The 14888-nt window shown below is 64.5% G+C and carries 11 protein-coding genes; all 11 read left to right on the forward strand.

Annotation, left to right across the window (positions count from 1 at the left end; all coding sequences use genetic code 11):
• The 11 genes from ABTW65_RS02290 to ABTW65_RS02340 all read left to right on the forward strand — a co-directional run bounded on the left by ABTW65_RS02290 (position 1) and on the right by ABTW65_RS02340 (position 14847).
• On the forward strand, positions 1-1620 hold the full coding sequence (locus ABTW65_RS02290) for a hydantoinase B/oxoprolinase family protein (RefSeq protein ID WP_350658170.1): 1620 nt from the start codon (positions 1-3) through the stop codon (positions 1618-1620).
• Positions 1617-3677, forward strand: a complete 2061-nt coding sequence (locus ABTW65_RS02295; protein ID WP_350658171.1) for a hydantoinase/oxoprolinase family protein — start codon at positions 1617-1619, stop codon at positions 3675-3677. Before ABTW65_RS02290 ends, ABTW65_RS02295 begins: the two co-directional genes overlap by 4 nt.
• A 24-nt stretch (positions 3678-3701) precedes the next feature.
• Positions 3702-4691 (forward strand): Bug family tripartite tricarboxylate transporter substrate binding protein, encoded by a 990-nt coding sequence (locus ABTW65_RS02300; RefSeq protein WP_350658172.1) that lies wholly within the window; start codon positions 3702-3704, stop codon positions 4689-4691.
• Positions 4692-4701: 10 nt separating this feature from the next.
• The gene (locus ABTW65_RS02305) at positions 4702-5259 is read left to right on the forward strand and encodes a hypothetical protein (RefSeq protein ID WP_350658173.1); all 558 of its coding nucleotides are present in this window, start codon (positions 4702-4704) and stop codon (positions 5257-5259) included.
• A gap of 14 nt (positions 5260-5273) precedes the next feature.
• On the forward strand, positions 5274-6761 hold the full coding sequence (locus ABTW65_RS02310) for a tripartite tricarboxylate transporter permease (protein WP_350658174.1): 1488 nt from the start codon (positions 5274-5276) through the stop codon (positions 6759-6761).
• Positions 6762-6939: 178 nt separating this feature from the next.
• On the forward strand, positions 6940-8076 hold the full coding sequence (locus ABTW65_RS02315; RefSeq protein ID WP_350658176.1) for a Glu/Leu/Phe/Val family dehydrogenase: 1137 nt from the start codon (positions 6940-6942) through the stop codon (positions 8074-8076).
• A gap of 53 nt (positions 8077-8129) precedes the next feature.
• Complete coding sequence (locus tag ABTW65_RS02320) at positions 8130-8525, forward strand: universal stress protein (protein WP_350658178.1); 396 nt, start codon at positions 8130-8132, stop codon at positions 8523-8525.
• A 466-nt stretch (positions 8526-8991) separates the two neighbouring features.
• Complete coding sequence (gene mobF / locus ABTW65_RS02325) at positions 8992-12531, forward strand: MobF family relaxase (RefSeq protein ID WP_350658179.1); 3540 nt, start codon at positions 8992-8994, stop codon at positions 12529-12531.
• A gap of 94 nt (positions 12532-12625) precedes the next feature.
• Positions 12626-12952: a hypothetical protein gene (locus ABTW65_RS02330; protein ID WP_350658180.1), complete on the forward strand. Its 327-nt coding sequence runs from the start codon at positions 12626-12628 to the stop codon at positions 12950-12952.
• Between the two features lie 41 nt (positions 12953-12993).
• Positions 12994-13326, forward strand: a complete 333-nt coding sequence (locus ABTW65_RS02335) for a hypothetical protein (protein WP_350658181.1) — start codon at positions 12994-12996, stop codon at positions 13324-13326.
• Positions 13327-13587: 261 nt separating this feature from the next.
• On the forward strand, positions 13588-14847 hold the full coding sequence (locus ABTW65_RS02340; protein ID WP_350658182.1) for a DNA cytosine methyltransferase: 1260 nt from the start codon (positions 13588-13590) through the stop codon (positions 14845-14847).
• The last annotated feature ends 41 nt before the right edge of the window (positions 14848-14888 follow it).

Raw genomic sequence — 14888 nt, forward strand, 5'->3', positions numbered from 1 at the left:
ATGACAGCGACAGAGCTCGACTCTGTGACAGTCGACATCATCGGTCACAACCTGGTGGCCATTGCCGAAGAGATGGGCACCGCGATGATCCGGGCCGCCTACTCGCCCAACATTAAGGAACGACGAGACTGCACCACCGCCCTCCTTGATACAACAGGGCACTCGATCGCACAGGCAGAGCACATCCCGATCCACATGGGCTCCATGATCGGCTTCATCCCAGGTGTAGTCGCCCAGTACGAAGGTGACATCAACCCGGGTGACATCTTCATCTCGAACGACCCCTACCTCGGCGGCAGCACCCACCTGCCCGATGTGTCCGTGGTCGCCCCGCTCCACGCCAACGGGGACCTGGTGGGTTTCGCGGCCGCGGTCGCGCACCACGCCGAGTTCGGCGGAACCCCGTGGAGGGCCCGGGACATCCACTCCGAAGGTCTCCGGCTGCCCATCTTGAAGATCGTCGACCGCGGTAAGGCAGATGACGGGCTGCTGCGTCTCATCGAACTCAACACCCGCGTGTCCGACGAACGACTAGGCGACCTACGAAGCCAGTTCGCCGCCGTCTCGCTAGGGGCGCGCCGATACACCGGGCTCCTTGAGCGTTACGGCCCGGAGTCCGTCATCGAGGCAACGGCGAGCTGGCTCGACAAGGCCGAGGTCCAGGCGCGCGCGGCCCTTCAGGAGTTGCCGACGGGACGGTTCGAGTTCGAAGACAAGATGGACGATGACGGGGCGGGTACCGCCGACATTCCTATCCGCGTCGCAGTCGACGTAAACCACGACAGGATCCACGTCGATTTCACCGGTACCGGCGATCAGGTCGCTGGTCAGATCAACACCGCCCGGGCAGCTGTCGAGGCGTCGGTGTACTACACGATCAAGACGATCCTCGACCCCACGCTGCCCGCCAACGCAGGGTTCTACCGGATTGTGGACATCACCATTCCCCACGGCTCGATCCTGAACTCCAAGACTCCTGCTCCAGTGCTGCAGCGATCCGACAGTTGCATGCGTGCGGTTGACGCCATGTACGGCGCGCTGAGCCAAGCCCTGCCCGACGTCATCCCGGCCGCGTCCAACGGGTCGATCGCCTCGGTGAACTTCAACGGCTACGACACCGTTAGGCACAAGCAGTTCTCCTACACCGAGGTCATTGCCGGCGGTGCTGGCGCGCTGCCCTACGCGGATGGCCAGGATGCGGTGCAGACCCACATCACGAACACAGCCAACACGCCGGTGGAATCAGTCGAACAGAACTTCCCGCTTCGCATCACCGAATACTCGCTCCGTCATGAGTCCGGAGGCGCTGGGCGCTTCAGCGGCGGTGTCGGCATCGTTCGTGAGATCGAGACCATCTCCGACGGCATCCGGTTGACCGTCAAGGGCGACCGCGTGACATCGGGACCCTGGGGCCTGCGAGGAGGCGAGCGCGGCAAGCCTCTGGCCTTCCTGCTCAACCCGGAATGCGGGAACGAAGAGGCATTCACCCGTGCCGAAAACGGAAGAGCCCTCACTCCCGGATCCGTGCTGAGAGCCATGACCGCTGGCGGAGGTGGATTCGGCGCCACAAACCTAGGAACGGATCCGCTAAGCAACACGCAGAAGGATGATGAGAAGTGAGAATCGGAATCGACATCGGCGGCACCTTCACTGATGTGTTCGCCATCGCCGAGGGCAAGACCTTCATCGCAAAGGTACCCAGCTCCTACCCCGACCCGTCAGCCGTCATCAGATCGGCGGTCGAAACGGTCCTCGCCAAGGCGGGTCGGCCTGGCATCAACGTGGACGCTCTCATCCATGGAACCACCGTCGCCACCAACGCGGTCATCGAGCGCGACCTCGACGTCGTCGGCCTTATCACCACTCGCGGCTTCTCCGACGTGATCGCCATCGGCCGGCAGACCCGGAACAGTCTGTACAACCTCAACTTCACGCCGCGTTGGGTCCCAGTCCCGCAGGAGCTCCGTCTCGAAGTCGACGAGCGCATGGACTACACCGGCGAGATCGTGACGCCGCCCCAGAAGGACCAGGTGCTCGAGCAGGCAAAGACTCTGATCGATCGTGGCGCCGCCACGATCTGCGTCTGCCTCCTGCACTCTTACGTCAACGACGAGAACGAGAACCGCGTCGCCGGATGGATCAGGGAAGCGCACCCCAACGTGGGCGTCTGGACTTCCTCAGGATCTGTCCCGGAGTTTCGCGAGTACGAGCGGTTCGCCACCGCCATCATGGACGCGGCTCTCGGTGACACGATGACGACCTACCTGCGTCGCTTCACCGACCAGTCACGGGCCGCCGGTGTGCAGCCCGAGCCCTACCTGATGGAGTCATCCGGCGGCGTCGTGCGGATGTCAGAAGCGGCCGTCCACCCAACTCGCACCTTGCTGTCGGGTCCAGCAGGTGGCGTCCTCGGTGCGATCAACCTCGCTCAGAAGCACGGTAGGCCGGACATCCTGACCTTCGACATGGGCGGCACAAGCGCCGACATCGGCGTCCTCCGTGAAGGGTCGCCCGACGTCGTGGGCATCCGCCACTTCGAAGATCTCCCCGTACTGGGGACGACAGTCGCCCTCGAGGCAATTGGAGCCGGTGGGGGCAGCATCGCGTCGATCGACCGGGGCGGGCGATTGCAAGTCGGGCCACGCAGCGCCGGCTCGACACCGGGCCCCGCCTCGTATGACAAGGGAGGCACCGAACCGACCGTTACCGACGCTCACGTCGTACTGGGAACCCTTCCGGAGGCAGCTCGCCTGGGCAACTCCTTCGGCGTGAATCGGGATCTCGCCGTCGAAGCCATCGACCGGGTGATCGGACAGCCCCTCGGCCTGGACGTCATCAGCGCTGCCCACGCCATCCTCGACATGGTCAACACCAACATGGCCCTAGCCGCCCGACGTGCGACCGTCGCCAGGGGTATCGACCCTCGCTCGCTCACGCTAGTGGCCTATGGAGGAGCGGGCCCCCTCCACGCGACCGCGCTCGCCGAAGAGCTCGGGATCGAGAACATCATCATCCCGCCGCACCCGGGCATGCTGAGCGCGCTGGGTCTGCTCGTGTCCGATCTCCGCAAGGAGTTCGTCAGGTCCTTCCTGTCCACGCTCGGCGACCAGACCATCGGGGGCTTGGCCGACATCGCAAGGCAGCTGACCAGCGAGGCGGAGGCATGGCGCGACGAGCAGGGCGAGTCAGGGGCCTCGACCTTCATCATCGAGGGAGAACTCCGGTACCGCGGGCAGGAACATGCGCTGCGTACGACGCTGCCAGAGCTCCCCTGGGACGCCGGAACTGTCAAGACCATCACCGACCAGTTCGATGACCTGCACGCCCAGCTGAATGGGTACCGCGTCTCTGGCGAAGACATCGAACTCGTCAGTCTGCGGGTGACCTGCGCCATCGACGTCGGCGGCAAGGATCTCGAACTCCAGTACGCGCAGGGATCCGGGGTCGACCTGGCCACAAAGGCGACGCCGGTGTGGTGGGACGCACGAACCCAGACCTCGACCCCGATCTACTCGGCACCAGACCTTCGCGACGCGACCTGGACGGACGGGCCTGCGGTCCTTCTGCAGGAGGACTCCACCTGTGCGATTGGCCCTGGCTATCGCTTCCGCACGCTTTGCTCGACCGGAGGCGTCGCCATTCAACGCGTCCCGTCGCAAGACCTCGGCCCTCGATAAACACATCCCGAAAGAAGGCACGCAATGAAGTTAGTCCGCATCGGCGTCGTAGGCGTGTTCGCCGCCGCCACCGTTCTGAGCGCCTGCACTCCCCAGCAGGGTGCCACCGAGTCCTCGGAGAGCTACCCTGACAAGCCCATCGAACTCGTCGTCCCGTTCGACCCGGGTGGCGGGACCGACCTGACAGCCCGAGTCATCGCCAAGGCGATGTCAGACGAGCTCGGCGTACCCGTCAATGTGGTCAACAAGCCCGGCGCCGAGACGATCGTCGGCGTCGACTACGTCCGCAAGTCTGCTGCCGACGGCTACACGCTGCTGGCCGACGGTGCTGCCTCCAGCTCCATCCTGTCTTTCGGCGAGAACGTCCCCTTCGAATGGGACGAGCGAACGTTCGTCGGGCGAGTGACCTCAGGCCCCCACGCCATCGCCGTCGACAAGGACTCGCCATACAAGACCCTCGACGACCTGCTTGAAGCACTGTCGAAGGACCCAGGTTCGCTGCACACCGCCTACTCAGGCGGAACCACGACATCCGACCTGACGAACCTCTCTGTCTTGGAGGAAGCCGGTGTGAGCATTACGGACGTGAAGACCGTCAACTACTCAAGTGCGGGCGAGACGATGGAAGGAGTCGCCGGCGGTGACATCGACTACGGCGTGGGTGGTGCTTCTGCCGCCTTCGCCCTCGCATCCAGCGGCGACATCCGCGTGCTCGCACAGACGGGCAGCGAGCCCCTCGAGCAGTTGCCCGACGCTCCGACCACTGACGAAGCCGGCCACCCCGACATCAACCTCGCCTATTGGGTCGGCATCTCGGGCCCGGTCGATCTGCCCGAGGATGTCCAGAACCGCCTGGCCGATGTCATCTCGAAGATCGTCGAGGACCCCGCGGTAGTCGACTCTCTCGCCAACGTCGGTGTCGTCGCAGACCCGATCACCCTTGGAGACTTCTCCGATTACGTCGACTCCGAGGTCGAGACTTTCGCTGACCTCCGGAAGCGAGTCGGTAACTGACATGTCTTCCATGGCCAACCTGGAGTCCTGGGGGCTGCGCGCTCGAGGGCGCATCAGCCAACTCGGATTTCCCATCTTCTGCATCTTCCTCGGACTCGTCGGCGCCTCTGAGGCACTCAGGCTCGTCCTGCAAGGAGAAACCGGGGAGGCCAGATACGGAGGCTGGTACCTAATGGTGGTCTCAGCCCTGGTCGCGTCCGGTGCTCTAGTCAGGACGCCGGACGCGACCCAGGACGCAGGCGACTCCGAAATCCCCCAGGCTCCAGAGGACTCGGGCTCTGCCGGAGCAATTCCGGTGGGTGAAGATGACAGCGACGTCATGACGCAGTCCCACGTGCGCGAAGCCGTCATCTTTTTCGCGGCAGTGTTCGTCTACGCCTGGGCACTGCCCTGGATCGGCTTCGCGCTAGCAAACGCCCTCTTCATCACTGCCTTCCTGATTCTCATCGACCACCGACGCTGGTTCGTTGCCATCACCCTCGCCGTGATCGTCGACGTTGTCATCGTGGTCGGCATGGACGCTCTCAACGTCCTCCTGCCGACCGGCGTCATCGGACTCCCGTTCTAGGGGCTGATATCACTATGTCGTTCCAAGACCTGCTCGGCGGTTTCGCGACCGTCTTCACCCCATCCGTCCTCCTGCTGGCACTCCTGGGCTGCTTGGCAGGAACCCTCATCGGCGTACTACCTGGACTCGGCCCGGTCACAGCCGTCGCAGTACTTTTCCCGCTCACCACCTATCTCGACCCAGTTGCGGGCATCATCGTGCTGGCCTCCATCTACTACGGCGGCATGTACGGCGGATCAACCACTGCCATCCTGCTCAACATCCCAGGCGAGGCTGCCTCCATACCCACGGCCCTTGAGGGCAATCTCCTGACCAAGAGAGGGCGTGGGGGAGCGGCCCTCGCGATGGCTGCCATCACCTCGTTCATCGCCGGCATCATCGGCACGCTCGGCGTCTGGCTCATCGGACCAACACTCGCTCGGTACGCGCTCGATTTCGGCCCGCCTGAGATGCTCGGACTTCTGATCTTCAGCCTCGTCACCATCATCGGCGTCACCTCCAATTCGCTCCCTCGCAGCGTGGCGGCCTGCGGGATCGGGATGCTGCTGGGCGCCGTCGGCTTCTCCCTCAGTTCCGGCGCGGCGCGCCTCACCTTTGGCACCACCGAACTCCTCCAGGGCTTCGACATCGTGCCGGTCCTCATGGGCCTCTTCGGCCTCGCCGAGGTCACTCGCACGATTCTGAAGCCCCCGACCAAGCTGAAGGGAGCCTTGGCCGTCGGATCGCTGCGCCCCACCCGCGCGGAGTTCTCCGCGGGTCTCGGCGCTGGAATTCGCGGAACCGGGTCCGGATTCGCCCTTGGCCTCCTACCAGGAATGATCCCAACCATCGCGTCGTTCCTGAGTTTCGCCTCAGAGAAGAAACGAGCACGCAGGCGTGGGAAGTCGATGTTCGGACGCGGCGCGATCGAAGGTGTCTCCGGTCCCGAGGCCGCCAACAACGCAGCCGCCATGGCGGGCTTCGTCCCTCTCCTATGCCTGGGCATCCCGACCGGCGCCACAATGGCATTGGTGCTCGCAGCGATGCTTGTCTACGACATCATTCCCGGCCCGGTGCTCTTCGAACAGCATCCGGATTTCGTCGCCAGCGTCATCGCCAGCTTCTTCATCGCCAACGTCATTCTGCTCATCCTGAATCTGCCGCTGGTGGGACTTTGGGCCAAGCTCATCACGGTCCCGACCGGAATCCTCATGAGCATTGTCGCCGCGTGCTGTCTCCTCGGCGCCTACTTGGCGCAGAACAGCTTGGTCGATGTCTGGATCTGCGCGATCTTCGGCATAGTCGGATGGCTCTTCACCACGTGGGAAGTACCAATCGCTCCATTGGTGATGGGGTTCATCCTCGGGCCGTTGGTCGAGATGCGGACAGAGCAGTCGATCCAGATCTCGCCGACCTTCTTCGTTGAGAGTCCGATCTTCATGGTGTTCATCGCGGTCACCGCAGTCTCGTTCATCTTCGGGATCAGGCTCCGCCGGCGCGGGATCGCCGCGGACGAGGATTGAGAGAGAGTCCATGCTGACCAACGAAGCATCGCATCATGTCGCTGACAGCCCAGCTTCCTTCGGCAAAGGCAGAGGCGGATCAGCGCATGGGGATGCACAAGCGCAACTCGCCCAAGCCGTGCAGGCCCTGGGCCTCAGCCCATCCGTGCACGCACTGCTGTCTGCCCCGCGCAGGGAAGTGAGCGTCAGTATCCCGCTCCGTCGCGACGATGGAGTCATCGAGGTACTCAAGGGATATCGCGTCCAGCACAACAACTCGCGTGGACCGTACAAAGGAGGTTTACGGTTCGACCGCAACGTAGATCTGGACGAGATCCGAGCCCTCGCAATGTGGATGACCTGGAAGTGCGCCCTTCTCGACGTTCCATACGGGGGTGCCAAGGGCGGTGTCCGAGTCGATCCGAGGAGGTACTCCACCGGGGAGATCGAACGGATCACCCGGCGCTACACATCAGAGATCGCGCCAGTGATCGGCCCGAACCATGACATCCCCGCCCCGGATGTTGGAACCGACGAGAACACCATGGCGTGGATGATGGACACCTACTCTGTCGGCCGGGGGCACACGGTCCTAGGCGTTGTAACGGGAAAGCCCCTCGATGTAGGAGGGTCGCTAGGTAGAAGTGCATCAACCTCACGCGGCGTGGTGGCGATCGCCCTCGAAGCACTCCGGCATGTTGGTATCGACTCGGCAGGTGCGACAGCAGCGGTACAGGGCTTCGGCAAGGTCGGTCGCACCGCGGCCCGGCTCATGCAAGAAGAAGGTCTACGGGTAGTGGCTGTTAGCGACGCCACCGGCGCAGTCGCCGACCCAGACGGCCTTGACGTCGCAGCGCTGGAATCACACGTCGACGACTCAGGCGGACTTGCAGCGTTCCCGTTCGCAAAGTCAATAGATGCTGAAGACGTGCTGACGGCAAACGTTGACCTATTGGTGCCTGCCGCCGTCGAGGGAGCGATCCACGCTGGAAACGTTCAACAGGTGCGGGCGCGAGTTATCGTGGAGGGCGCCAACGGACCAGTCACCGCCGAGGCCGACAAGGCCCTTGCCGAGCTGGGTGTTCTTGTCGTTCCCGACATTCTTGCTAACGCAGGCGGTGTCGTCGTGTCGTACTTCGAGTGGGTGCAAGCCAACCAGTCGTACTGGTGGAGTGAAGCCGAGGTCAACGACAAGCTCGTCGACCGCATGCAACGTGCCTGGCGCCTAGTGACCTCTTATGCCGTCGAGCACGCCGTCTCACTCCGCTTGGCGGCGACCTGCCTTGCCGTGGAGCGAGTCTACAAAGCACACGCCGCGCGCGGCCTATACCCATGAGCCGCACTCGTGGTGCCGAGGTTCAATAGCCAACTTCAGGAAGGGAAACGTCCATGAACACCGTTGTCGTTGGATACACCCCCAAACCTCCGGGTGAAGCAGCCCTTCGCCTCGGGGTCGAGGAAAGCCGGCTCCGTCGTGCAAGGTTGTTGGTCGTCCGCTCTCACCAGACGGAGCTATCCCCACACCAGGGCAGGCCTCACGACGACGGTCAGCTGCACAGGTTGCTGAGCGAGCTCATTCCCTACGAGGACGTTTCCTACGAAGTGCGCGAGGAGAGAGGGATCGACCCTGCTGAAGACGTCTTGGGCCTGGCGACACACCACGAGGCCACTCTCATCGTCATTGGGCTCCGCCGCCGCTCTGCAGTCGGGAAGTTCCTGCTCGGAAGCACCGCCCAACGGATCCTGCTGGAAGCTCCCTGCCCGGTCCTGGCGGTGAAGCCATGAGTCTCGTCGCGGTCGCCGGCATTGGGGCAAGTGGCTGGCGTGTCGAACGACAGAGCCGGAATCAGTGCAGACGGCGCACCACAGCCAGGCGTCTCTAAACTCCTCGAAAGGCGGCGCGAATTCGAAGCCACGACTTCGATTCAAGGCCACTCGCGCCTCAAGGCGGCCGGGGTGCTTCTCATCTGGCCATGCGACGACACCGACAGAGTCGTCGGCTCTCGCGTCGCCGATGAACCGGTCGAGAAGTGCGCCGCTGATCAATATCTTCATTGGTCATGACGTCGACTCCCCATTTCTCACCGGATCTTCTGTCGGTGGCTCGTACGCCATCCAGCTAGCGTCCGCCGGTCTCGGTTCGCGCCACTCCATCGGGAATTCACCATCCCGGTTCACGCCACTCGCCAGTCGCCTCAGTGGTTCGCCGGGTGCTGGTGCACACCTCAGGGCCATCAGGGAGGTGAGGTCCATGGTGGTGTCGATGCGGGTGATGCACGCCGGCGATGGCTACAAATACTTCGCACGTAGCGTGGCAGCCGCCGATAGCAACCGCGCGGCGTCCACGCCGCTGACCCACTACTACGCCGTAACCGGAACGCCTCCGGGCAGGTGGCTCGGCTCCGGCTTACCTGGGTTCGGCGTGGGTCAGGTCACCGAAGGTGCCCAAGTCACCGAGGCCCAGCTCGCCCTGCTGATCGGTATGGGCCGACACCCCGTCACCGGCGACCCACTCGGCCGCGCGTACCCCGACTACAAGTCGACCGCGGAACGAGTCGCCGACCGCGTACGCCACCTCGACTCCACCCTCACTGGCGACGACCGCGCGACCGAGACCGAACGGATCGAAGCCGAGGAAGCAGCCCAATCTGGGCGACGGGCAGTCGCTGCGTACGACTACACCTTCAGCGTCCCCAAGTCCGTCTCGATCCTGTGGGGCATCGCCGACGCCACCACTGAGGAGCTGCTTCTGGCCGCGCACCACGCCGCAGTCGCGGACGTCATCGACTACATCGAACGCGAGGTGGCCGCGACCCGAGCCGGTGTCGCGAACGCCGACGGCGCCGTCTCCCAAGTCGGGGTCGAGGGCATCATCGCGGCCGCTTTCGACCACTGGGACTCGCGCACCGGTGACCCTCAGCTTCACACCCACGTGGTCATCTCCAACAAGGTCAAAGCTACGCTCGACGGCCGCTGGCGCAGCCTCGACAGCCGCCCGATGCACGCCGCGGTCACCGCCGTTTCCGCGTACTACAACGCTGTGCTCGCCGACCGGATCACTGGAACCTTCGGACTCATATGGGAGCAGCGGGGGAGAGGTGCCGACCACAACCCACAATGGGAGATCGCAGGCATCGACGACCCGCTGATCAAGGAGTTCTCCAACCGGTCCCGCGCCATCGAGGTGGAGAAGAACCGGATGATCGACGAGTACGTCGCACAGCACGGCCGCCGCCCCAGCAACGCCACGATCGTCGCCCTCCGCGCCCGAGCGACCCTTGCCACCCGCCCCAAGAAGCAACTGCGGTCTTTGCTCGACCTGACCACCGAGTGGCGCCTCCGCGCAGGGCAGATCCTGCGTAGCGACTCAATGTCCTGGGCGCGCGGCTTGACGCGGACTTGCCGCCCGGCGATCGTGAGGGCCGAGCAGATTCCGGCTGAGCTCATCGAAGAGATCGGCCGCAGTGTCGTGGCCGAGGTCGAGCGGAAGCGGTCGACCTGGCGCCACTGGAACCTCTGGGCCGAAGCGTCCCGACAGACCATGCACTGGCGCTTTCCCAGCGCCGCCGAACGCGAAGCCGTCGTCAGCAAGATCGTCGAAGCGTCCGTGGGCCATTCGTTCGCGCTCACTCCGCCCGAACTGGCCCCGAGCCCGCCTGAGTTCCAGAGGGAAGACGGCACGTCGGTGTTCCGGCCGCGCCACGCCACCAAGTACTCATCAACCGCGGTGATGGCCGCCGAGGGTCGGCTCATGGAGCGCGCCGAGTCCCGTACAGCCCCGAGGCTGAGCCCGGCAACGATCGCCCGGGCCGTACGCCGCACTCATCGGGGCCGCCGCCTCACCCGCAACCAAGCTGACGCCCTCGAATCCATCGCCACCTCCGGCAGACTGGTCGACCTCCTTGTCGGTCCAGCCGGCGCCGGGAAGACCACTGCCATGCACGCCCTCCTCACCGCCTGGCGGCGCGAGCACGGTCGGGGCAGCGTCGTCGGCCTCGCACCCTCCGCTGCCGCAGCCGGCGTACTCGCCGGAGACCTCGGCATCCGCTGCGAGAACACCGCGAAGTGGCTTCACGAACACGCCGCCGGCAACGTGCGCCTGCACCGAGGCCAGCTCGTCATTATCGACGAAGCCACCCTTGCCGACACGACCAGCCTCGACCAGATCACCAACCTCGCCGCCATCGCAGGCGCGAAGGTACTGCTGGTGGGCGACTGGGCACAACTCCAATCCGTCGACGCTGGAGGTGCGTTCACGCTGCTGGCAGCCGAGCGGCCAGATGCCCCAGAGCTTCTCGAGGTCCACCGCTTCAGGAACGCCTGGGAACGCGAAACAAGCCTCGACCTGCGCGCCGGCCGTCTGGAAGCCGTCACCGCGTACGCCCGCCACGACCGCCTCCGGGACGGCACCACGGACGAGATGCTCGATGCCGCTTACATCGCTTGGGTCGCTGACCAGAACGGCGGAAAGACCAGCATCCTCGTCACCGAAACCACCCAGACTGTCCACGCGCTCAACGCCCGCGCGCGAGCCGAACGCATCCTCACCGGTCAGACCCAGGCATCCAGGGAGGTCACTCTCACGAGCGGCGAACTCGCCTCAGTCGGTGACATCGTGATCACCCGCCGCAATGACCGTCGCCTCCGCTCCCTACGCGGCGTCTGGGTCCGCAACGGCGACCGCTGGCGTATCGACGACGTCGGCCAGGACGGCACCCTCGTCGTCTCTCGCCAGACCGGCCACGCCGCCGCGCTCATCCTCCCCGCCGACTACGTCGCCGAACACGTCGACCTCGGCTACGCCATTACCGCCCACCGCGCCCAAGGCATCACCGTCGACACGGCCCACGTCCTCGCCTCCCCGAGAACGACGAAGGAGAACCTGTACGTCTCCATGACCCGCGGCCGCGAGTCCAACATCGCCTACGTCGCACTCGATCAGCCCGACGACACCCACGTCGGCCGCCCCGACGACGGCGACACGAACGCCCGCACCGTGCTCTTTGGAGTACTCCAACACTCCAGCGCCGAGCTCTCCGCCCATCAGGCCATCACGGCCGAACACGAGACCTGGAGCTCAATCGCCCAGCTTGCAGCCGAGTACGACACCATCGCCGCCGTCGCTCAACGCGACCGCTGGATTGACCTCATCCGCCACTCGGGCCTGAGCGAGTCCCAAGCCGACGAGGTCGTCGCAGGCGACGCCTTCGGACCCCTGACGGCCGCGCTGCGCCGAGCAGAAGCCAACGGCCACGCCACCGATGGGCTATTCGCGCGAATCGTCGCCCAGCGCGACCTTGCTGACGCTGACGATGTTGCTGCAGTCCTCCAGCATCGCCTCCGCCTCGCTACGAACGCGACGTCGACCCGCAGGGAAGCAGCCTCAGGCCATCACCTCATCGCGGGCATTGTCCCCGAAGCGGTCGGAGCGATGCCCACCGCGATGCACGACGCACTCGACGAGCGCAAGAGCCTCATCGAAGCGCGAGCCAACGCTCTCGCCGAGGCAGCAGTGCTCGAACGCGCTGCTTGGACTCGGCGGCTGGGGGAGCCGCCGACATCATCAACGGACCGCCGGGACTGGATCGCCGCAGTCGCGAGCATCGCCGCCTACCGGGATCGGTACCAGATCATCAGCAACATCCCGCTCGGCCCCGGTGCGCGAAGCGAAGCAGAACGAGCTGACAGGATCGTTGCCCTTGCCGCCCAGCGTCGAGCCGCAACCCTTGCCGCGACCTCGTCATCAGAGCGAACGCAGACCGCAGTGTGGTCGCAGCCCGTCCTCAGATAGCCGCGTCGGCGCACGGTTATCCACAGCCCGCGTCGTCGGGTTCAGGTCGAGCGGATCGTGGAGCACATGCCCTGCCCCGACTGGAGGCCAACCCATGCTCACGATCCTCTTCCTGCTCATCTGGCGAACAGTCGCCACCATCCACGGCTACGTCAAGGCGTACGCCCCCTCCAACATCGCCATCGCCTTCCTCCGAACCCGCCGCGGTATCAGGTGGGCCATCCCTGTAGCCCTGCTTGCCGTACTTGCGTATCTACTCCTCGCGTGGCTGGTGACCGTACTGGTCGACCGGGGAGCGACGGAGTGGCTGTACCTGCTCACCTTCATTGCGTACGCCGGGGCCTGTAAGTTTGCTGCCCTCGCAGTTTTCACGCCGCTACGGTGGGTGGCAGTTGCCATCGCGGGACGTGCTGACCGATGACACGTCAGCGGTACAGGTATAGATCGGATTCCCTGAAGAGCATGTATGTCTACCTCGACAGTGCCCCCGAGAACATCACTCCTGAGCTGGCGCTCGATGCCGACCACGTCCTGCCAGATCGCTGGAACGGTTGGCTGCGGCCAATCGCTTCGGCAGGCGCATTCGGTGCGTTCCTGGACGCGTGGCGGGCAAACGACCCGAACGGCATCTGGGGTTACGTGACAGAAGTTGGGGACACCCTTGTCTCGTCACGTCCGGACGATGACGAGCCTGCCGACGAGTTTCCGCGAGTGGGTGAGCTGCCTGACGGCACGCCGTTGTACGACTTCACGGGATGGGCATGGATCGATGGGGCCGAGCAATCGACCCTCTGACAAGGATCGGAAGTACGAGCACGGTTTGGAGCCCATGTTCGCGACTTTGCTCCGACGCATCGCTCAGTTTCGGTGCAGCCACATTGACGCCCAACTGGTCATGTGTTCGAATATAGCGCGTCTGGACACTCTCAGCCTGCCGTAGGGACCCCGCGCGGGTGTGTCGGCTGCTGTGTCTACTAATCTTGCCGGGATCCGTCAGGTGTGGCGCCCCGGATGAAACTGTTCACCGCAGTAATTTGAGGCATGCGAGGTGTGGCTATGGGGGATCTGACAGTCGTTGAGATTTGTGCCGGGGCTGGGGGACAGTCTCTCGGTCTTGAGCGTGCTGGATTCGAGCATCGCTTGGCGGTCGAGCTGGACGAGAACGCCGCAAGGACATTGGAAGCGAACCGCGACTGGGAAGTCGCTGTAGGCGATGTAGCAGATCCGTCTGTTTGGGATCCGATGGAGTACGCGGAGGGACTCGACCTTCTCGCCGGCGGTGTCCCCTGCCCGCCGTTCTCGATCGCTGGAAAGCAGCTGGGGGCGAGTGACGAGCGCGACCTCTTTGCGTGGGCGGTCGAGTTAGTAGGTCGCATGCAGCCGCGCGCCGTTCTTCTAGAGAACGTCCGCGGGTTGTCGATGCCCCGGTTTGCCGCGTACCGGCAGCACGTGAAGGACCGTCTAGCCGAGTTGGGGTACTGGTCGGACTGGAAGCTGCTTGAGGCCCGGGACTTTGGTGTACCCCAGCTTCGGCCGAGGTTCATCCTGGTCGGTCTACGTGAAGATGACGCAAGGTACTTCGACTGGCCCGAACCCACTCCATTCTCTGGCACCGTCGGCACGGCCCTCCGTGACCTGATGGCAGAGGACGGCTGGCGGGGTGCGGATGCATGGGCTGAACGCGCAAGCGGAATCGCGCCCACGATTGTCGGCGGTTCCAAGAAGCACGGAGGGGCAGACCTTGGTCCCACGCGAGCCAAGCGAGCTTGGGCAGAGCTCGGGGTGGACGCCATGGGTGTTGCCGACGCGCCGCCAGGCGCTGACTATCCCGAATCGTTCGTCCCGAAACTGACGACAGAAATGGTTGCCCGGATCCAGGGGTGGGACGACAGCGACGACTACCAGTGGGAGTTCACCGGTCGCAAGACCAGCCGCTACCGCCAGATCGGGAATGCCTTCCCGCCGCCGGTCGCTCGAGCTGTAGGCAGTTCCATCGCTGCTGCGCTCAAGCGTGAAGGAAAGCCGCGTGACCTCAGCGAAACGGTGGTTGAAGTGATGCACGACCCTGTTTACGTCGCCTTGAAAGGGGCCAACAAGCCATTGACGACGAAGCAGATCGTTCGCTTGTCTCGTGGTTCGGTTGACGCACGCGAGGTCGAACAGCGTCTAGGGACGCTCTCGCGCGACTTCCACATCAAGGAAGATGGCGAAGGGGAAGAGCGCACGTACGTCCTTGGCGAGTTCAAAGGCTTCGTCGGGCAGGAAGACCACCTCCGGCATCTCGCGTTCGAGAAGGCGAGATCGAGGATCAGCTGATCACTGGGCTTGCCTTGTCGTGGCCTATGCGTCGTCCGGAG

This window comes from Nocardioides sp. NPDC127503 (assembly GCF_040302165.1).
Taxonomy (GTDB): domain Bacteria; phylum Actinomycetota; class Actinomycetes; order Propionibacteriales; family Nocardioidaceae; genus Nocardioides.